12 protein-coding genes, 1 tRNA gene and 1 pseudogene are annotated in these 19,462 nt (G+C 66.0%); 7 read left to right on the forward strand and 7 right to left on the reverse strand.

The genetic code is table 11. From position 1 onward, the window contains the following. Positions 1–69: 69 nt before the first annotated feature. Positions 70–408: a P-II family nitrogen regulator gene (locus K2Y56_RS18130; RefSeq protein ID WP_292510658.1), complete on the reverse strand. Its 339-nt coding sequence runs from the start codon at positions 406–408 to the stop codon at positions 70–72. 204 nt (positions 409–612) lie between these two features. On the opposite strand from K2Y56_RS18130, the gene K2Y56_RS18135 reads away from it, so the two are divergent. Beyond that, a complete protein-coding gene (locus tag K2Y56_RS18135) occupies positions 613–2,118 on the forward strand; it encodes an NAD(P)H-hydrate dehydratase (protein ID WP_292510661.1) in 1,506 nt (501 codons plus the stop codon). A 22-nt stretch (positions 2,119–2,140) separates the two neighbouring features. Here K2Y56_RS18135 and K2Y56_RS18140 read toward each other — a convergent pair whose 3' ends face one another. Then, the gene (locus K2Y56_RS18140) at positions 2,141–3,601 is read right to left on the reverse strand and encodes a multicopper oxidase family protein (protein ID WP_292510664.1); all 1,461 of its coding nucleotides are present in this window, start codon (positions 3,599–3,601) and stop codon (positions 2,141–2,143) included. A 167-nt stretch (positions 3,602–3,768) separates the two neighbouring features. Between K2Y56_RS18140 and K2Y56_RS18145 the strand changes: the two genes are divergently transcribed. From K2Y56_RS18145 to K2Y56_RS18170, 6 genes are all read left to right on the forward strand, one after another. Then, positions 3,769–3,853, forward strand: a tRNA-Leu gene (locus tag K2Y56_RS18145). 172 nt (positions 3,854–4,025) lie between these two features. After that, a complete protein-coding gene (gene tig, locus K2Y56_RS18150) occupies positions 4,026–5,435 on the forward strand; it encodes a trigger factor (RefSeq protein WP_292510668.1) in 1,410 nt (469 codons plus the stop codon). Positions 5,436–5,574: 139 nt separating this feature from the next. Continuing rightward, positions 5,575–6,201: an ATP-dependent Clp protease proteolytic subunit gene (locus K2Y56_RS18155; RefSeq protein WP_026176059.1), complete on the forward strand. Its 627-nt coding sequence runs from the start codon at positions 5,575–5,577 to the stop codon at positions 6,199–6,201. 198 nt (positions 6,202–6,399) lie between these two features. Next, a complete protein-coding gene (gene clpX, locus K2Y56_RS18160; RefSeq protein WP_056097220.1) occupies positions 6,400–7,671 on the forward strand; it encodes an ATP-dependent Clp protease ATP-binding subunit ClpX in 1,272 nt (423 codons plus the stop codon). Positions 7,672–7,923: 252 nt separating this feature from the next. After that, positions 7,924–10,347 (forward strand): endopeptidase La, encoded by a 2,424-nt coding sequence (gene lon / locus K2Y56_RS18165; protein WP_292510675.1) that lies wholly within the window; start codon positions 7,924–7,926, stop codon positions 10,345–10,347. A gap of 153 nt (positions 10,348–10,500) precedes the next feature. Further along, a complete protein-coding gene (locus K2Y56_RS18170) occupies positions 10,501–10,902 on the forward strand; it encodes a hypothetical protein (protein WP_292510678.1) in 402 nt (133 codons plus the stop codon). Positions 10,903–11,105: 203 nt separating this feature from the next. Here K2Y56_RS18170 and dnaE read toward each other — a convergent pair whose 3' ends face one another. The 5 genes and pseudogenes from dnaE to K2Y56_RS18195 form a co-directional block, all read right to left on the reverse strand. Beyond that, positions 11,106–14,591, reverse strand: a complete 3,486-nt coding sequence (dnaE, locus tag K2Y56_RS18175) for a DNA polymerase III subunit alpha (protein ID WP_292510681.1) — start codon at positions 14,589–14,591, stop codon at positions 11,106–11,108. 352 nt (positions 14,592–14,943) lie between these two features. Further along, complete coding sequence (locus tag K2Y56_RS18180; RefSeq protein ID WP_292510684.1) at positions 14,944–15,657, reverse strand: ABC transporter ATP-binding protein; 714 nt, start codon at positions 15,655–15,657, stop codon at positions 14,944–14,946. Between the two features lie 20 nt (positions 15,658–15,677). Beyond that, positions 15,678–16,982, reverse strand: a complete 1,305-nt coding sequence (locus tag K2Y56_RS18185) for a lipoprotein-releasing ABC transporter permease subunit (protein WP_292510686.1) — start codon at positions 16,980–16,982, stop codon at positions 15,678–15,680. Positions 16,983–17,061: 79 nt separating this feature from the next. After that, positions 17,062–18,387, reverse strand: a complete 1,326-nt coding sequence (gene proS, locus K2Y56_RS18190) for a proline--tRNA ligase (protein WP_292510689.1) — start codon at positions 18,385–18,387, stop codon at positions 17,062–17,064. Positions 18,388–18,802: 415 nt separating this feature from the next. Then, positions 18,803–19,213 (reverse strand): annotated as a pseudogene (locus K2Y56_RS18195) (formyl transferase); the annotation flags it as partial. Between the last annotated feature and the right edge of the window lie 249 nt (positions 19,214–19,462).

Raw genomic sequence — 19,462 nt, forward strand, 5'->3', positions numbered from 1 at the left:
TGCGGCCGGCTCGTGCGTTCTTGATGAGGGCGTCGGTTTGCGCAAGCCCCCAAAGGCTTGCCGTATAAGTCAGATCGCGTCGCCGCCGGTCTCGCCGGTGCGGATGCGGATCGCTTCCTCGATGGTCGAGACGAAGATCTTGCCGTCACCGATGCGTCCGGTCTGGGCCGACTTCCGGATCGCCTCCACGGCGCCCTCGACGAGTGCGTCGGAGAGCACGATCTCGAGCTTCACCTTCGGCAGAAAATCGACCACGTATTCGGCGCCGCGATAGAGCTCTGTATGACCCTTCTGGCGGCCGAAGCCCTTGGCCTCGATCACGGTGATACCCTGGAGGCCGACCTCCTGGAGGGCCTCCTTCACCTCGTCGAGCTTGAAGGGCTTGATGATCGCTTCGATCTTCTTCATGCCGAAGGGGCCTGACCTACCATGTGACGTCACAGCATTTTCTAGCACCGCACTTCCCCCTCCGCCACGGCGTTTCCTGGGTGATTGGCGCAAAATAGCTCGCTGACTGTGCAAAGGATGCAAATCGTTACGGCACGCTGCGGCGGGCAGAGCATTTCGTAGGCAGGGGCGTTCGTCCCGCGAGCGCAAGGATCGGGAGCCGGGATGAGCGACGGGCGTCTGGTCACCGTAGCGGGAATGAGAGCCGTCGATGCCGAGGCCATAGCCCGCGGCACCACCGGCTTCGCCCTGATGCGCCGGGCCGGCACCGCGGTCGCGGCCCGCGCCGAGATCATGGCGGGCGAGGGCGGCGAGATCCTCGTTCTGTGCGGCCCCGGCAATAACGGCGGCGACGGCTTCATCGCCGCGCAGGAACTGGTCGAGGCCGGCTATCCGGTGTCCCTGCGCCTCCTCGGAGATCGCTCATTGCTCAAGGGCGATGCGGCCCTCGCCGCCGCCGCATGGTCCGGCGACGCGGCTCCCCTGGACGAGGCCGGCGATTGGTCGGGCTTTACGCTCATCATCGATGCGCTGTTCGGAGCTGGCCTCTCACGCGACCTCGACGGCGTTGCGGCGCAGGCGATCGCGAGGGCCGAGGCGGCGAGGGTGCCGATCCTCTCGGTCGATGTTCCCAGCGGCATCGACGGGGATACCGGCGCCGTCCGCGGAGCCACCATGCGCGCCACGGAGACGGTGACCTTCGTGGCGGCAAAGCCCGGTCATCTTCTCCTGCCGGGGCGATCCCATCTCGGGCGCCTCCACGTCGTCGACATCGGCACGGGGCCGGAATCCCTCGACGCTGGGCTGGGTGCAACCGGCCCGGCGATCCTGCGCAACGGCCCTGACTGGTGGGGCAAGGATCTACCGAGGCCGGGCGAGGCCAGCCATAAATTTACCCGCGGCCATGTAGTGGTCCTGTCGGGGCCGGCCTACAAGACGGGGGCGGCTCGCATGGCGGCTCGGGCGGCACTTCGCGTCGGCGCCGGCCTCGTCTCGATGGCATCGCCCACATCGGCCCTGGCCGAGAACGCCGCCCATCTGACCGCCATCATGCTTCGTCCCTGCGAAACGGCGGACGACCTCGACGACCTCCTCGCCGATGAACGCCTCAACGCCATCCTGGCCGGCCCCGGCCTCGGCACCGGCGATGCCACCCGCGACCTAGTGGCTGTCGCCGCCCAGGCCGGACGCTGCCTCGTGCTCGACGCCGACGCGCTGACGAGCTTCAAGGGACAGGCGGCCTTGCTGGCGGCTCATATCGCCGATGGCGGCGGCTCGGCCGTGCTGACCCCGCACGAAGGCGAGTTCAGCCGCCTCTTCGCCGGAACCGAGGCGGAGGACCCAGCTCACGGCAAACTCGAACGTGCCCGCCGCGCTGCCGGACTGATCGGCGCGGTCGTCGTTCTGAAGGGCGCCGACACCGTCATCGCCGCTCCCGACGGCCGCGCCGCGATCAACGTTCACGGTACTCCCTACCTCGCGACGGCAGGCTCCGGCGACGTGCTCGCCGGCCTCGTCGCCGGCCTGCTGGCGCAGGGAATGGCGCCGTTCGAGGCTGCCTGCGCGGCGGTCTGGATGCACGGCGATGCGGGCCATCGCTTCGGGCCCGGGCTGACCGCGGAGGATCTGCCGGAGACGATGCCCGCCGTGCTGCGCGATCTCGTTGGTTGAGGCCGGCGGCGGGCGCGGTCTCTCAGGTCACCTCGAACGAGGTCCACAGGCCGGTATCGAACCGCTCGAGCACCGCCGAGCTGATCAGCCAACGGCCGGGATTGTCGGCGAGGAATGCGATCCGGGCCGTGCGGCCTTCCGGAAGCTGGAAGGTATCGAGCCAGTAGGGCTCCCAGCCGTCGTCGAGGTTGTGCAGGAGGCGGAACGCGTGCCCGTGCAGGTGCAGCCCCTGCATGAAGGCGGTTTCGTTCTTGAGCGCCAGAACCACGACCTGGCCGCGCTTGACCGTGAAGGAGGGAGCAAGGCCCGCGCCGCCGCTTATTCCGTTCATCGCCCAGATTTTGGTGGGATCGCCTGAATAGGCCGGCTCGATCTCGGGCTTCGACTTGTCGAGTTTGGCACCGCCGGTGATCGTGATCTCCCGGCGGACCGCGTTCTGCAGCTTGACCTCTGGCGGCAGCAGCCTGTTGACGCCCACCGGGCCGATCGGCGGCCGGGTCGCGCTCCCGGGCTCGCCCTTGGTCGTGATGGTCGCGAGCGGCAGCCCCTCGCCGATAAGGGCCGTGATGGCGCCGTTCACGGCGGAAGTCGGCAGATCGACGAGGAGGTCGTAGCGGGTGCCAGGGCCGAAGGGCAGGGTGGCGCGCAAAGGCTCAAACGTGTCGGTCGGCTGGCCGTCGACGGCGACGACGTAAACCTTGAGCCCGTCGAAACGGATGCGCGTCGCGCGGGCATTGCAGCCATTGGCGAGCCTGAGGCGCAGGCGCGCATTCGGCTTCGCCTCGATCGCCTCGGGGACGACCCGGCCGTTGACGGAGACGATATTCCCGAGCCTGCCGGAGCTGGCGGCGAAGGGGACCTGCCCGAAAGGCAGGAGGGCGCCCTGATCGTCGAGCCGCCAATCCTGCATCAGGAGGGTGAGGTCGCCGTCGAGGGTGGGAGGCACCTTCTCCTCGACGACGAGGAGCCCGGCGAGACCGCGGCCCGAGGGCTCGCTCGACCCGCCGACGACGAGCGGCCGGATCAGGAAGGTCCCCGCATCCGGCGGTGTGAACTCGTAGGTGAAGTCGGCGCCGGGCGCGATCGGCGCCTGGGTGACGCCGCCGACGCCGTCCATGCTGTTCTTGTTGCGGACCCCGTGCCAGTGCAGCGAAAGCGGCCGCTCGGTCTTATTCTCGACTCGCAGGCGAAGCGTCTCGCCCTGCTTGAGGCGAAGGACGGGAGGCTGCGTCTTGCCGTCGAATGACCAGAGCGCGGTCTGCGGCGCGGGCTCCGGCTTGAAGCGCGTGGTCGCGGGCCCGGCTACGAGGCTTCGCGCCTCCGGTTGGGGCGCTGGCGCGGGAGGCGTGGCCGCCTTTGGGGGCGCATTCTGAGCCTCGGCAATACCGGGCAGCAGCGCGAGGCTGGCGGCGCCGAGCACCGTCCGCCGCGATGGGCCGACATTCGGGCCGCGGTGCTGACGGTCTTCTCGATGTTCCGGCATCACGTCCTCTGAGGCTTTGGTCGGCGGACGGCTTGTAGACGCCGCCGCTGCCTTCCGCCAAGCGAGCCCTAAGCTGCCTTAGGCCTCAAGTTTTTTGATGCGGGCGGGATCGTGCGTGCTATAGAGCCGCGCTCTGGCGGCGGGATGCGCGCCGGGCGTGGACGCTTGCGGGCGTGGCGGAACTGGTAGACGCGCTGGATTTAGGTTCCAGTGACGAGAGTCGTGGGGGTTCGAGCCCCTCCGCCCGCACCAGCCCCGCCTTCGGGAACGGAATGGCTCACAGCGATGGCCGGCCGGGCCTACCGTCGTAGGCGTGACCTCGGCCCGTGCGTTTCTCGCAGGCCATGGCCTTCCAGCGACCTGACCGGTCGCGGGCCGACGAACCGATTCGCGTGATCATACGGACGACAGCGGAAAGACGACCATGCAGGTGACCGAGACACTCTCCCAGGGTCTGAAGCGCGAGTTTCAGGTACTCTTCGCAGCCCAGGAACTCGAGGATCGCCTGACCAGCGAATTGTCCACCCTCAAGGACAAGGCGCAGATCAAGGGCTTCCGCCCCGGCAAGGTGCCGGTGGCGCATCTGCGCAAGCTCTATGGCCGCTCCGTGATGGCCGACGTGCTCCAGAACGCCGTCAACGAGGCGAACCAGAAGATCGTCGCCGACAACAACCTGAAGCTCGCCCTTGAGCCCAAGATCGAGTTCCCCGGCGAACAGTCGGTGGTCGAGCGGGCGCTCGACGCCAAGGGCGACATCGCGATCAACGTCGCTCTGGAAGTGCTCCCGAACTTCGAGCTCGCCGACCTCTCCGACGTCAGCCTGACGAAGCAGGTCGTCACGCCGACCGAAGCCGAGGTGGACGAGGCGATCACCCGCATGGCGGCGCAGAACCGCTCGTTCACGCCGAAGGCGGAGGATGCCACCGCCGAGAGCGGCGACCGCGTGACCATCGATTTCGTCGGCCGCATCGACGGCACCGAGTTCGAGGGCGGCAAGGGCGAGGGTGTCGATCTCGAACTCGGTTCGGGCACCTTCATCCCCGGCTTCGAGGACCAGCTCGTCGGCGCCAAGGTCGGTGAGCAGCGCGTCGTCAAGTCGACCTTCCCGGCCGAGTACGGTGCCGAGCACCTCGCCGGAAAGGACGCCGAGTTCGATGTCACCGTGACGGCGATCCAGGCTCCCGGGGAGGTCGCGATCGACGACGAGCTCGCCAAGGGCTTCGGCATGGAATCGCTCGACAAGCTGAAGGAGGCGGTCTCGACCGCGCTCGGCGGCGATTTCGAGGCGCAATCCCGGCGCAAGCTCAAGAAGGGACTCTTGGACGCACTCGACGGCAAGTACGACTTCGACCTGCCGCCGAGCCTGGTTCACCAGGAATTTGCCGCCGTCTGGGCCCAGGTCGAGCAGGACCTCAAGACCCGCGGAAAGACCTTCGAGGACGAGGGCACCACCGAGGAGAAGGCGCAGGAAGAGTACCGCCGCATTGCCGAACGCCGGGTGCGTCTCGGCTTGGTGCTTGCGCAGGTCGGTGAGACCGCCGATATCAAGGTGACCGACGAGGAGGTGAACCAGGCCCTGATCGCGCGCGTCCGGCAATATCCGGGTCAAGAGCAGCAGGTCTGGGACTTCTATCGGAAGAATGCGCAGGCGCTCGCCGAACTTCGGGCGCCGCTGTTCGAGGAGAAGGTCGTCGACCACGTCCTCGCCCAGGTCAAGCTCGTCGAGGAGCCGGTCTCCAAGGAGACCCTGTTCGCCGACGAGGATGACGATGCCAATAAGCCGGACGAGACCGCGTCCGGCGAGACCAAGCAAGCCGCCGACGCGGCGGGTTGAGCCCGACGCTCTCCGACGAAAAGGGGCAGCGGGCGAATTTTGAGTGAGGCGTCCTTAACGGTCGCCGTCGTTTGCTGCATGTCCGGTTTGCGCCACTCGAAGGGCGCAACCGGATTCCCTTGGGAGCCTGGGCACGATGATGAGAGATCCGGTCGATTATTATAACAGCGCGCTCGTGCCCATGGTGGTGGAGCAGTCGAGCCGCGGCGAGCGGGCCTTCGACATTTACTCCCGCCTCCTGCGCGAGCGCATCATCTTCCTGACCGGCCCGGTCGAGGATTATGGCGCCTCGCTCATCGTCGCGCAGCTTCTGTTCCTCGAAGCCGAGAACCCCAAGAAGGAAATCTCCTTCTACATCAACTCGCCCGGCGGCGTGGTGACCTCGGGCCTCTCGATCTACGACACGATGCAGTTCATCCGCTGCCCGGTGACGACGCTCTGCGTCGGCCAGGCCGCCTCGATGGGCTCGCTCCTCCTCACCGCCGGCGAGCCGGGCCACCGCTTCGCCCTGCCGAATGCTCGCATCATGGTCCACCAGCCGTCAGGCGGCTTCCAGGGCCAAGCCACCGACATTCTGATCCATGCCCGCGAGATCGAGGCCCTCAAAAAGCGCCTCAACGAGATCTATGTGAAGCATACCGGCCGCGACTACGACACCATCGTCCAGGCGCTCGAGCGCGACAACTTCATGACGGCCGATGCCGCCAAGGAGTTCGGCCTTATCGACGAGGTCATCCAGAAGCGCCCCGAGCCTGCGGCCGCCTGAGCACAGGGCTGCAATCCTTTGCCGCGACGGGACCCAAGCGTTCCGCCTTGATCCCGCCGCGGCAGCGTGCTTGCATCACGAGTCTGAGAGGGTTCGTCACAAGCGCGCAGGTGACTGTTTCTTTAGGCGGATGCCATTAAATCTGAGCGATGCCTGTCTGCCCGAGGTTGGCGGCAGGTGCGCGAATCGGAGACCGATATGAGCAAGACTGGCGGCAACGACTCGAAGAGCACGCTGTACTGCTCGTTTTGCGGCAAGAGCCAGCACGAGGTCCGCAAGCTGATCGCGGGCCCGACGGTGTTCATCTGCGACGAGTGCGTCGAACTGTGCATGGACATCATCCGCGAGGAGTCGAAGTCTTCTCTCGTGAAGTCGCGCGACGGCGTGCCGACGCCGAAGGAGATTCGTCGCGTCCTCGACGACTACGTCATCGGCCAGGACTTCGCGAAGAAGGTCCTCTCCGTCGCGGTCCATAACCACTACAAGCGTCTCGCTCATGCGTCGAAGCACAACGACGTCGAGCTCGCGAAGTCCAACATCATGCTGATCGGGCCGACGGGTTCGGGCAAGACGCTGCTTGCACAGACGCTCGCCCGCATCCTCGACGTGCCTTTCACGATGGCCGACGCGACGACGCTCACTGAAGCAGGCTATGTCGGCGAGGATGTCGAGAACATCATCCTGAAGCTGCTCCAGGCCTCTGATTACAATGTCGAGCGAGCGCAGCGCGGCATCGTCTACATCGACGAGATCGACAAGATCAGCCGCAAGTCCGACAATCCCTCGATTACCCGCGACGTGTCGGGCGAGGGCGTGCAGCAGGCGCTCCTGAAGATCATGGAAGGCACCGTCGCATCCGTGCCTCCGCAGGGCGGCCGCAAGCACCCGCAGCAGGAATTCCTGCAGGTCGACACGACGAACATCCTGTTCATCTGCGGCGGCGCCTTCGCCGGGCTGGAGCGGATCATCTCGGCTCGCGGCAAGGGCACCTCGATCGGCTTCGGCGCCACTGTCCAGGCTCCGGACGACCGCCGCACCGGCGAGATTTTCCGCAACGTCGAGCCCGAGGATCTGCTGAAGTTCGGCCTCATCCCCGAGTTCGTTGGACGTCTGCCCGTCCTGGCGACGCTGGAGGATCTCGACGAGACTGCGCTCAAGCGCATCCTGCAGGAGCCGAAAAACGCCCTGGTCAAGCAGTACCAGCGCCTGTTCGAGATGGAGAACGTCGATCTCACCTTCCAGGACGAGGCGCTCTCCATGGTCGCCCGCAAGGCTATCGAGCGGAAGACAGGCGCCCGCGGCCTTCGCTCCATCCTGGAGACCATCCTGCTTGAGACGATGTACGACCTGCCAGGCCTAGAGTCGGTCGAGCAGGTTGTGATCGGCCCGGAGGTCGTCGACGGCAAGTCTCGGCCGCTCTACATCCATGGCGACCGCAACAAGGAAGCTCCGGCCAGCGTCAGCGCCTGAGTTCCTCATCGCCGGAGCCCGTGACGAAACGGGGACCGCAGCGCACGCCGCACCGCTTGAAAAAGCGCGGTGCGGCGGCCACTTAAACTCCAAGCGCGATGGCCGAATGCCCGCCTCCTGGGGTCCGGTGCCGCGCTGCCAGCCGCACAGCTTTTTTTGCTTCCGACCCATTCGCGGCCCGGTCGGCCCCTGGCAGAATGCCTGCTCGCCTCGAGAGGCGACTGCCCGGCGTCAATCATGAGGAAGTCCGACATGACTCAATCGAAATCGCGCCAGCCGGTCGTCCCGGGCTCGACGGGCTCCTACGCCGTCCTGCCCCTGCGTGACATCGTGGTGTTCCCGCACATGATCGTCCCGCTCTTCGTCGGGCGCGAGAAGTCCATCCGTGCTCTCGAAGAGGCGGTTCGGACCGACCGTCACATCTTGCTCGCCACCCAGATCAACGCCAGCGATGACGATCCGGCGACGGACGCGATCTACAAGATCGGCACCCTTGCCAGCGTGCTGCAGCTCCTGAAGCTTCCGGACGGCACCGTGAAGGTGCTGGTCGAGGGTGCTGGCCGCGCGCAGATTACCCGCTTTGCGAAGTCCGATGCCTATTACGAGGCCGAGGCCGAGACCCTTACCGACGAACTCGGCGACCGTGTCGAGGCCGAGGCGCTGGCCCGCTCCGTAATCTCGGAATTCGAGAATTACGTGAAGCTCAACAAGAAGATCTCGCCTGAGGTTGTCTCCGCGGTCACTCAGATCGACGAGCCCTCGAAGCTCGCCGACACGGTGGGCTCGCACCTTGCAGTCAAGATCGCCGACAAGCAGGCGATCCTTGAGATCCCCACCGTGGCGCAGCGCCTCGAGCGCGTACTGTCGCTGATGGAGAGCGAGATCTCCGTCCTGCAGGTGGAGAAGCGCATCCGGACCCGCGTCAAGCGGCAGATGGAGAAGACCCAGCGCGAGTACTACCTCAACGAGCAGATGAAGGCGATCCAGAAGGAGCTCGGCGACGAGGACGGCAAGGACGAGCTCGCCGAAATCGAGGAAAAGATCGAGAAGACCAAGTTTACCAAGGAAGCCCGCGAGAAGGCGATGGCCGAGCTTAAGAAGCTCCGTCAGATGTCGCCGATGTCGGCCGAGGCGACCGTGGTACGCAACTACCTCGATTGGATGCTCGGTATTCCATGGGGCAAGCGCTCGAAGATCAAGAAGGATCTTCTCGGCGCCCAGGTCATGCTCGACGACGACCATTTCGGTCTCGACAAGGTCAAGGAGCGGATCGTCGAATACCTTGCCGTGCAGCAGCGGGCGAACAAGCTCACCGGACCGATCCTCTGCCTCGTCGGACCTCCCGGTGTCGGCAAGACCTCGCTCGGCAAGTCGATCGCCAAGGCGACGGGCCGCGAGTTCGTGCGCATGTCGCTCGGCGGCGTGCGTGACGAGGCCGAGATCCGCGGGCACCGCAGGACTTATATCGGCTCGATGCCCGGCAAGATCGTTCAGTCGATGCGTAAGGCCAAGACCTCGAACCCGCTCATCCTGCTCGACGAGATCGACAAGATGGGCATGGACTTCCGTGGCGATCCGTCAGCGGCGCTCCTCGAGGTGCTGGATCCTGAGCAGAACTCGACCTTCAATGACCATTACCTCGAGGTCGATTACGACCTGTCGAACGTGATGTTCGTGACGACGGCGAACACGCTCAACATCCCCGCTCCCCTGATGGATCGCATGGAGGTGATCCGCATCGCCGGCTACACCGAAGAGGAGAAAGCCGAGATCGGGCGCAAGCACCTGATCCCGAACGCGCTGAAGAAGCACGGTCTCGCCGCCAAGGAGTGGCAGATCGACGAAGACGCGCTGCTGATGCTCATCCGCCGCTACACGCGGGAGGCGGGCGTCCGTAACCTCGAACGTGAGCTGTCGAACCTGATCCGGAAGGCGGTGAAGGAGATCCTCATCACCAAGGTGAAGTCGGTCGCTGTCACCGAAGAGACCCTGCCGGTCTTCCTCGGTCCGCCGAAGTTCCGCTATGGCGAGATCGACGCGGAGGATCAGGTCGGCCTTGTCACAGGCCTCGCATGGACCGAGGTCGGCGGCGAGTTGCTTACGATCGAAGGCGTCATGATGCCCGGCAAGGGCAAGATGACCGTGACGGGCAACCTACGCGACGTGATGAAGGAATCGATCTCGGCAGCGGCTTCGTATGTCCGGTCTCGAGCCGTCGATTTCGGCATCGAGCCGCCGTTGTTCGACCGCCGCGACATCCACGTCCACGTTCCCGAAGGCGCGACCCCGAAGGACGGTCCGTCCGCCGGCATCGGCATGGCGACCGCCATCATCTCGACGCTCACGGGCATTGCGGTTCGCCGCGACGTGGCGATGACCGGCGAGGTGACCCTGCGCGGCCGTGTGCTGCCGATCGGAGGTCTCAAGGAGAAGCTTCTGGCGGCTCTGCGGGGCGGTATCAAGACGGTGCTGATTCCGGAGGAGAACGCCAAGGACATCGCCGAGGTACCGGACAGCGTGAAGAACGGGCTGGAGATCATCCCGGTCTCGCGGATGGACCAAGTGCTGAAGCATGCGCTGGTACGGGTGCCCGAGCCGATCGAATGGGACGAGCCGCTGCCGGTGGTCAAGCCGGTTGTGGCTGACGATGACGGCGCGACAGTGGTGGCGCACTGAGGATCGTCTCCATCGGTTGATCCAAAGAAGGCGGCGGTCGCTCAGGACCGCCGCTTTTTTGTGAGCGGCACGGCTCGGTCTTGAGTTGCATATGAGATTTCAGTTCACGTAAAAGCTGTGATCGCCTACGCTGCCCGACCGGATGGCGAGGGCATGATGCGACGGCGGGTTCTGGCGACAATCCTGGCGCTTCCTCTGGCACTTGCCGGCTGCACACGCGGCGCCGAACCGCCGCGCAGCGCAACGAGCACACTACGCGAGCGAGTGGCGGCCCTTGCCCTGCGGCAATCGGATTTCGGCGCGATCTCCATCATCCCGGTTCGCTTCGAGAAAAGCCGCATCTCCGGCCCTTTCGAGGACGGTGGCCGAACGCTCTACTGCGTCTCCACCCGCATGAAAGGCCGGACCTTCGGGAAGGGCGAACGTCCGAAGGCGGTGATCCGGGACGATGGCGGCGTGCTCAAGATCGTCGATGAAGAGCCGGAGGTTTGTGAGGGGCACCGGACGGAACCGTTTTCGGAGTTGGAGTCTCTGGGGAACAGAGGCAATTCCTGACAGGACTTCGACCTGATCGCATGGGCCTGTCCTAGCCGGATGAGATCACCTTTCCCTTCCGGGGAGAGCAAGGCGGTGGGGATGGTTCCGCCGTCCCCGCGGGCCGGGGGTCACCCAGACACCCCACCAAGACCCCTTCCCCGCAAGGGAGAGGGGACGCACCTGGCCGAGCGGGTCAGGCGCCAATCACATGGCGTCGCCCCTCAGTTCACCTCGACCTGCACCACCCCCGGGACCGCCCGGATCGCGCCGGCGATCTGAGGCGTCGCCTGGTACCTTCCGGGCAGCTTGACCTCGACCTCGCGTTCGCCGCCGTCGAGGATGAGGATCAGCGAAACTTCGCCCTCGCCGCGGACCTGGAGACGCTGCTGCACGCCACCGATCGGGCGCTCGTCGCGCAGGTAGACGCGCATGCCCTTCTGGTAGCGTGCCACGGCCTCGTCCAACGGCTCGGCCGTCAGAATGCGCGCGCGGACGTCCTCACCTTCGAGGTTGGCTTGTAGCTGCAGGACGAGCGGACGGCCCGGCTCCAAGAGCTCGCGAAACTGGTTCAGGCCCTCCTGAAAGATGATCGCCTCGAAATGCCCGGTCTGGTCGGACAGGGTGACGATGCCGAGCTTGTTGCCGTTCTTGGTCCGGCGCTCGAAACGGTCGAGGACGGAGGCGGCCACCTTGGCGACGCTGGTCGTGCCCGCGCGCACGCCCTTGCCGAATTCCGACCAGCTCTGCACCCGCAGCTTCGTCAGCAACTCGCCGTACTCGTCGAGGGGATGGCCTGAGAGGAAGAAGCCGACCGCCTCGTATTCCTTCTTCAAAGTCTCGGCCATAGGCCAGGGCTCGTAGGACGGAACGCGCAGCTCGATCCCGGCCGCGGCGATCCCGCCGAACATGTCGACAATGCCGGTGCTCTCGGATTCGGCCGCTCCCTGCGCCAGCTTCATCATCGGCTCGACGGCGGCGAAAGCCCTGGCGCGATCGGTTTCGAGACCGTCGAGGGCGCCGGCCGCGACGAGGTTCTCCAGGGTCCGTTTGTTGACGAGGCGCGGGTTGAGGCGGCGCGCCAGGCAGGCGAGGTCCTTGAACGGCCGATCTCCGCGGGCGGTGACGACCGCCTCGACCGCGGCCCGGCCGACGCCCTTGATGGCGGCGAGGGCGTAGGAGATGCGGCCCTCGTGGACCTCGAAGCCGACGCCCGATGAGTTGATCGAGGGCGGCTCGACGGTGATCTTCAGGCGCTGCGCGTCCTGGCGGAACTCGGCGAGCTTGTCGGTGACATCGATGTCGAGCGTCATCGCGGCGGCGAGGAACTCGACCGGATAGTTCGCCTTGAGATAGGCGGTCTGGTAGGTCAGCAGGGCGTAGGCCGCCGCGTGGCTCTTGTTGAAGCCGTAATCGGCGAACTTGGCCAGGAGGTCGAAGATCTCGTTGGCCTTGGCCGGCGTCAGTCCGCCTTCGACCGAGCCTGAGACGAAGCGCTCCCTCTGCGCATCCATCTCCGCCTTGATCTTCTTGCCCATGGCGCGGCGGAGCATGTCGGCCTCGCCCAGGGTATAGCCGGCCAGGACCTTGGCCACCTCCATCACCTGCTCCTGATAGACGATGATGCCGAAGGTCTCGGCGAGGATCGGCTCCAGCTTCGGATGCGGGTACCAGCTCGCCTCGTTGCCGGCATCGCGCCCGAGTTTGCGCTCGCAATAGACCGGGATGTTCGCCATCGGGCCCGGTCGGTAGAGCGCGACGAGGGCGATGATGTCCTCGAAGCGGTCGGCCTGCATCTCGACGAGCGCCTTGCGCATGCCCGCCGATTCCACCTGGAAGATGCCGACGGTCTCGCCGCGCTTCATCGGCTCGTAGGTCTTGGGGTCGTCGAGCGGCAGGCTCGCGAGGTCGACCTCGATGCCGCGCTGCTTGAGCAGATCGGTGCAGCAGCGGAGCATGGTCAGTGTCTTGAGGCCGAGGAAGTCGAACTTCACGAGACCCGCCGCCTCGACCCATTTCATATTGAACTGGGTCACCCGCATGCCGGTCTTGGGATCGCGGTAGAGCGGCACCAGAGCCTCGATCGGACGGTCGCCGATCACCACGCCGGCGGCGTGGGTCGAGGCGTGGCGGTGCAAACCTTCGAGCTTCTTGGCGATGCCCATAAGTTCGGCGACGATGGGCTCGTCGGCCATGGCGCTCTGCAGCTTGGGCTCGCCCTCGATCGCCTGCGTCAGGGTCACGGGGTTCGCCGGATTCTGCGGCACAAGCTTCGTGAGCTTGTCGACCTGACCGTAAGGCATCTCCAGCACACGCCCGACATCGCGCAGGACGCCGCGGGCCTGGAGGGTACCAAAGGTGATGATCTGTGCGACCTGGGCCTCGCCGTAGCGCTCCTGCACGTACTGGATCACCCGCTCGCGGCCCTCGACGCAGAAATCGATGTCGAAATCCGGCATCGAGACGCGCTCGGGGTTGAGGAAGCGCTCGAACAGCAGGCCGAAACGGAGCGGGTCGAGGTCGGTGATGAGGAGCGCGTAGGCGACGAGCGAGCCCGCGCCCGAGCCGCGGCCGGGACCGACCGGGATGTCGTGGTCCTTGGCCCATTTGATGAAGTCGGAGACGATGAGGAAGTAGCCCGGGAACTTCATGCCGACGATGACGTCGAGCTCGAAGGCGAGGCGGTCGCGGTATTGCTGCTCGGTGAAGCCAGGTGCGGTCCCATGGGCGGTGAGGCGGAGTTCGAGACCGGCCTGCGCCTGGCGGCGAAGCTCGGCCGGTTCGTCGAGCACCGCGGCCTTCTCACCCGTCGGTACTGCGTCGGCGGCGGCGATGACGCCGAAATTCGGCAGGATCGGCTTGCGGGTGCGAACCCGGTAGGCGCAGCGCATGGCGATCTCGACGCTGGCGGCGAGGGCGTCCGGCAGATCGTGGAAGAGCTTGCCCATCTCCGCCCGCGTGGCGAAGGCGTGGCGCGGCGTCAGGCGGCGGCGGCGCTCGTCCGAGACGAGGCGGCCCTCGGCGATGGCGAGCAGGGCATCGTGGGCCGCGTAGTCGTCGGCCTTGCCGAAGAAGGGCTCGTTGGCGGCGACGATCGAGAGACCGTGGCTGTCGGCGAGGCGCAGGAGCTCGCGCTCGACGGCACGCTCCTCGTCGAGGCCGTGGCGCTGGATCTCGACGTACAGGTTGTCCTCGCCGAAAGCCGCTTTCAGCAACGCCAGACGGGAGGCTGCGAGCTCAGGCCTGCCTGCCCTCAGCGCGGTATCGAGGGGGCCGGAAGGGCCTCCGGTCAGGGCGATCAGTCCGTCTCCGCATTCGCCGAGCGCCTGCGCGGAGACCCGAGGCGGCTCGCCGAGAGGCACGTCGAAATAGGCCCTGCTCGCCAGCCGCAAGAGGTTGCCGTAACCGGCCTCGCTCTTTGCCAGCACCACGACATTCGTTGTCGGCACCTGAAGCACCCGCGCCATCGGATCGGGCGCCTCGAAGGCGACGGCGAGCTGCAGGCCGGCGATCGGTTGGATGCCGAGGCCGGCGGCCTTCTCGGAGAATTCGAGGGCGCCGAAGAGGTTGTTGGTGTCGGTTAGCGCCAGGGCGGGCTGGCGATCGACCGCCGCGGCCTTCACGAGGTCGCCGACCTTCAGGGCGCCTTCGAGCAGCGAGAACGAGGAATGGACGTGGAGATGGACGTAGCCGGGATCTTTGAGCGTCATCGCACCAGCATCCCGAGTCGTGGTTACCCGTCTACGAAGAACCGCAGTCGCGTTCCGATTGGCTGTGGAAGGGCGCAGGCCTGTGCCTCCCTTGCCACTACCCTCGCTCCTACCGGATCGGCGACAAAGCGACGGCCCAGAGCGCGAAGGCACCCGAGAGCAGCCCGAAGGCGGTGAACTCGACCATGCCGGTGAGGATCATGCGCTTGACCATGGTGTGGGCTCCTTGTCGATGAAGGGAGTTTTGTTCTTGTTTTGTTCTGTGTAAAGGCTCCGTGGGAGCGACCGCGTCACGTAGTTAATCGTTGGTGAAACGACCTAGGCGACTTAGGCCGCTATAACCCGTGAGCCTTCAGGCCAGCTGCTCGATCAGACCATCGCGGATGGTCACCCGCCGATCCATGCGCGCGGCAAGCTCCAGGTTATGCGTCGCGACGAGGGCCGCGAGGCCCGAGGCACGCACGAGCGAGAGCAGGATCCCGAAGACATGGGCGGCGGTGTGCGGGTCGAGGTTGCCGGTCGGCTCGTCGGCGAGCAGCAGTCGTGGCCCGTTGGCGACGGCGCGGGCGATCGCGACGCGCTGCTGCTCTCCGCCCGACAGCTCGGCGGGGCGGTGGATCAGGCGGTCCTTGAGGCCGAGGAAGCTGAGAAGCTCGGTGGCGCGGGCCTTGGCCTCCTTGCCCGAGAGGCCGCGGATGAGCTGGGGCATCACCACGTTCTCGACGGCCGAGAACTCGGGGAGAAGGTGGTGGAACTGGTAGACGAAGCCCATTTCCTCGCGCCGCAGCCGGGTGCGCTCGGAATCCGGCATCGCCGCCGTCGGCGTGCCGCCGATATAGACCTCGCCGCCATCGGGCCGCTCCAGAAGACCGGCAAGGTGAAGCAGCGTCGACTTGCCGGCGCCGGAAGGCGCCACCAGGGCGACGAGTTCGCCTGGCCAGATGGCGAGCTCGGCCCCACGCAGGATCTCGAGGGCGCCCGTGCCCTGGCTGTAGCGGCGCTGGACCTGCGAGAAGAACAGGGCCGGGACCGGCTGCGCGCCGGCCGCCTCGGCGGGTGGTGTCATGATGGTATCCTCTCGTCGGCTCAGCCGTAGCGCAGGGCCTGCACCGGATCGAGCCGGGCGGCGCGCCACGAGGGATAGAGCGTCGCGATCAGCGAGAGCGCGAATGCCGTGACCACCACGACGGTGATTTCGCCGACATTCATCTCGGCGGGGATCTCGGCAAGGAATCGCACGGTCGGGTCCCAGGCGGTGGGAAACAGGAAGCGCTGGATCGGCTTGATGTTGAGGGTGATGAGAACGCCGAGCGCAAGGCCGCCGAGGGTTCCGACAAAGCCGATCAATGCGCCGTTGATGAGGAAGACCCGCATCACCGTGCCGGGCGTCGCCCCCATGGTGCGCAGGATCGCGATATCGCTCGACTTGTCGCGCACCAGAAGGATCAGCCCCGAGACGATGTTGAGGGTCGCGACCACGACGATCAGGCTGAGGATGAGGAACATCACGTTCCGCTCCACCTCCAGCGCCCCGAAGAAGGTGCGGTTGCGCTGGCGCCAGTCGGTGAGCACCACCGGCCGCTCGGCCGCCATCTCGAGATCCGAGCGCAGGGCGGCGACGGAATCGGCGTTGTCGAGATAGACCTCGATCAGGCTGACATCGCCCTCGCGGTTGAAATAGGCCTGGGACTCGGTGAGCGGCATGAACACGAAGGTGGCGTCGAACTCGGTCATGCCGATCTCGAAAATCGCCTTGATCGTGTAAGCCTTGGTGCGCGGCGCGGTGCCGAAGGGGGTCGTCGCACCTTTCGGTGTCGAGAGGGTGATGTTGTCGCCGGCCTGGAGGCCGAGCGCCTCGGCGAGCCTGCGCCCGACAGCGACACCGGTGCCGTCGTCGAACCCGGCGAGGGTGCCAGCCCGGATGTTCTTGGCGATCGCCCCGATCTTGTCGATATCCTCGGCGCGGATGCCGCGCACGAGGACGCCGCTGCCGCCATAGGGCGACGAGGCGAAGGCCTGGCCCTCGACGAGAGGGATCGCGGAGCGAACCCCGGCCACCTTCGAGAGGCGGTCGGCGAGGTCCGCGTAATCGGTGAAGGCGGTGTCGACTGGCGTGACGAAGACGTGGCCGTTGATGCCGACGATTTTCGACAGGAGTTCACTGCGAAAGCCGTTCATCACCGAGAGGACGATGATGAGCGTCGCCACGCCGAGCGTGATGCCGAGCACCGAGAAGAAGGCCACGACCGAGACGCCGCCGCCGCGTCGCCGCGCGCGCAGATAGCGCCCGGCGAGGATCCACTCGAACCCGGCGAAGGGTGGCGTGCTGCCGCGCTTGAATACGGACTTCAGATCCCTCGCCCGCGCGGCGACCTTGTCGACGGCGCTCATGCGACCCTCGCCGCATACGCCGGACGAAGAGAGCTGAGAGGACCCACTCTGGACGTCCCAGCCTGACCTTGCACCAGCATCAGACCCGCTTCAGCCGTGGAAGAAGGTCGATCGGGGCCAGCGTCTCGCGCCCGCCGCCGGCGCGACGCTTGACTTCGACCTTGCCCTCGGCGAGCCCGCGCGGGCCGACGATGACCTGCCAGGGCAGGCCGATGAGGTCGGCGGTGGCGAACTTGGCGCCGGGCCTCTCGTCGCGGTCGTCGTAGAGCACGCTGAGGCCGCCGGCCTCCAAGGTCGCCTTGATCTCGGCGCAGGCGGCGTCGGTGGCGCCGTCGCCGGACTTGAGGTTGATCAGCGCTACGTCGAAGGGCGCCACCGCGTCCGGCCAGACGATGCCGGCCTCGTCGTGGGAGGCTTCGATGATCGCCGCCACAAGACGGCTCGGGCCGATGCCGTAGGAGCCCATATGGACCGGGCGGTCGACGCCGTCCGGCCCGGTCACCTTGGCGCCCATGGCGTCGGAATACTTCGTGCCGAAATAGAAGATGTGGCCGACCTCGATGCCGCGGGCGGCCATCTGCTTCTCCGAGGTCACCTCGGCGAAGGCGGCCGGCTCGTGCATCTCGCTGGTGGCGGCATAGAGCGAGGTCCAGCGGTCGACGGTGCCCTGAAGGCCGGCGACGTCCTCGAAATCCGTGGTCACCGGTGGAACCTCGAAATCGAGATAGGTGCTGTCGCAGAACACCTCGCTCTCGCCGGTCTGCGCGAGGATGATGAATTCGTGGCTGAGGTCGCCGCCGATCGGGCCGGTATCCGCGCGCATCGGGATCGCCTTGAGACCGAGACCCGCGAAGGTGCGCAGGTAAGCCACGAACATCCTATTATAGGCGTGGCGGGCACCGGCCTGATCGATGTCGAAGGAATAGGCGTCCTTCATCAGGAACTCGCGCGAGCGCATTGTGCCGAAGCGCGGGCGCACCTCGTCGCGGAACTTCCAGGAGATCTGGTAGAGATTCTTGGGCAGATCCTTGTAGGATCTGACACTGCCGCGGAAGATCTCGGTGATGACCTCTTCGGCGGTAGGGCCATAGAGCATCTCGCGGTCATGGCGATCAGAGATGCGGAGCATCTCCTTCCCATACGCGTCATAGCGGCCGGATTCGCGCCAGAGATCGGCCGATTGCACGGTCGGCATCAGCAATTCGATGGCACCCGCCCGGTCCTGCTCCTCGCGGATCACCGTGCAGACCTTGTTGAGCACGCGCAGTCCCAGGGGCAGCCAGGCATAAATGCCGGCGGCTTCCTGGCGGATCAAACCCGCACGCAGCATCAGCCGATGGGAGATGATCTCCGCTTCCTTTGGCGTCTCGCGCAAGGTCGGCAGGAAGTAGCGGGACAGACGCATGACGAGCCTTGGCGACAATCTTCTGATGTGCGGGGAGAACGCTTCGGGGCACACAACACATTGCCCTGCGAAAACACAAGCGTAGACGGGCAACGCTCCGTCGTTCGGTCGAATCCGACGTCCCGCGCATCAGGTCGGCAAAGCTTCCGGCGGTGCAAGGCTATGACAGTTCGTCGCGTTCGTTGCAGAAAAACGCAAAGGATCGTCTCCAAACGGGTGACAATGCGAATTCTTGTTCCTATAAGCGCCGCCGTGCTAGCTGCACGGCCGTCCAGAGGCCATGCACGGTCCGAGTCTCGGGAGGAACATTCAGCCGCCGCGCCACAAGGCGTGAGACAATCCAAGGCTGAGACGAGCGCCACGTCCTGAAAAGCAAGGCTTTGGCCTTGCTTTTTTTATTGCCTAACGGCCGCCCTCAGCGTCCGAGTTGATCGGCATCCGCCATCGCAATCGGGCTCCAGCGCGTGACCTGGATGTAGCCGTCCCGCGCTGCGACCACGATGTGGCGCCGATAGCGGTTTACGATCGTCCCCGGTGTATGCCGGTGGCTCTCGATCCAGCCGTGCGCCTCCGCCACGTAGACCCGGCTGTCCCCGATCCGCGCAATGGTCTCGATTGTGCCGAAGGCGCGGACCCGCCGGAGCACCGCCTCTACGCCCGCGCGGAAATCGAGGGTCCGATCGGCATCGGTCACCCGCGGCCAGTACGACCCCTCTCCCTGCGCCTCGGCGGCGCGCCAACGGGCTGGCAACTCCCTGGCGATCGGCCCGAGGGCGATGCGCCTCGCCGCCATCTGGCATTTGGCCAGCAGCGTCTCGTGGGTCTCCCTGGGTGCGGTCGGGAAGGGGTCAGGACATAGAACGGGCACAGATATACGCTAAGCGTCTCTGCGCGCACTTATGGGTCGACTCTATGCGTCGACGACTCCAGCATTCCAAAGGCATCCATCGGACAGTTGTAGCATCGCCTCTCGTCGCAGAGCCGGCATATCGTCAGCGCCGTTTGCGTCAATCGCGTCGTCGACCTCGACCTCGTCGGATTCGACCTCGATCTTCTTCCACTTGGTGAAACCTTC

It is taken from the genome of Methylobacterium sp. (genome assembly GCF_019745455.1).
Taxonomy (GTDB): domain Bacteria; phylum Pseudomonadota; class Alphaproteobacteria; order Rhizobiales; family Beijerinckiaceae; genus Methylobacterium.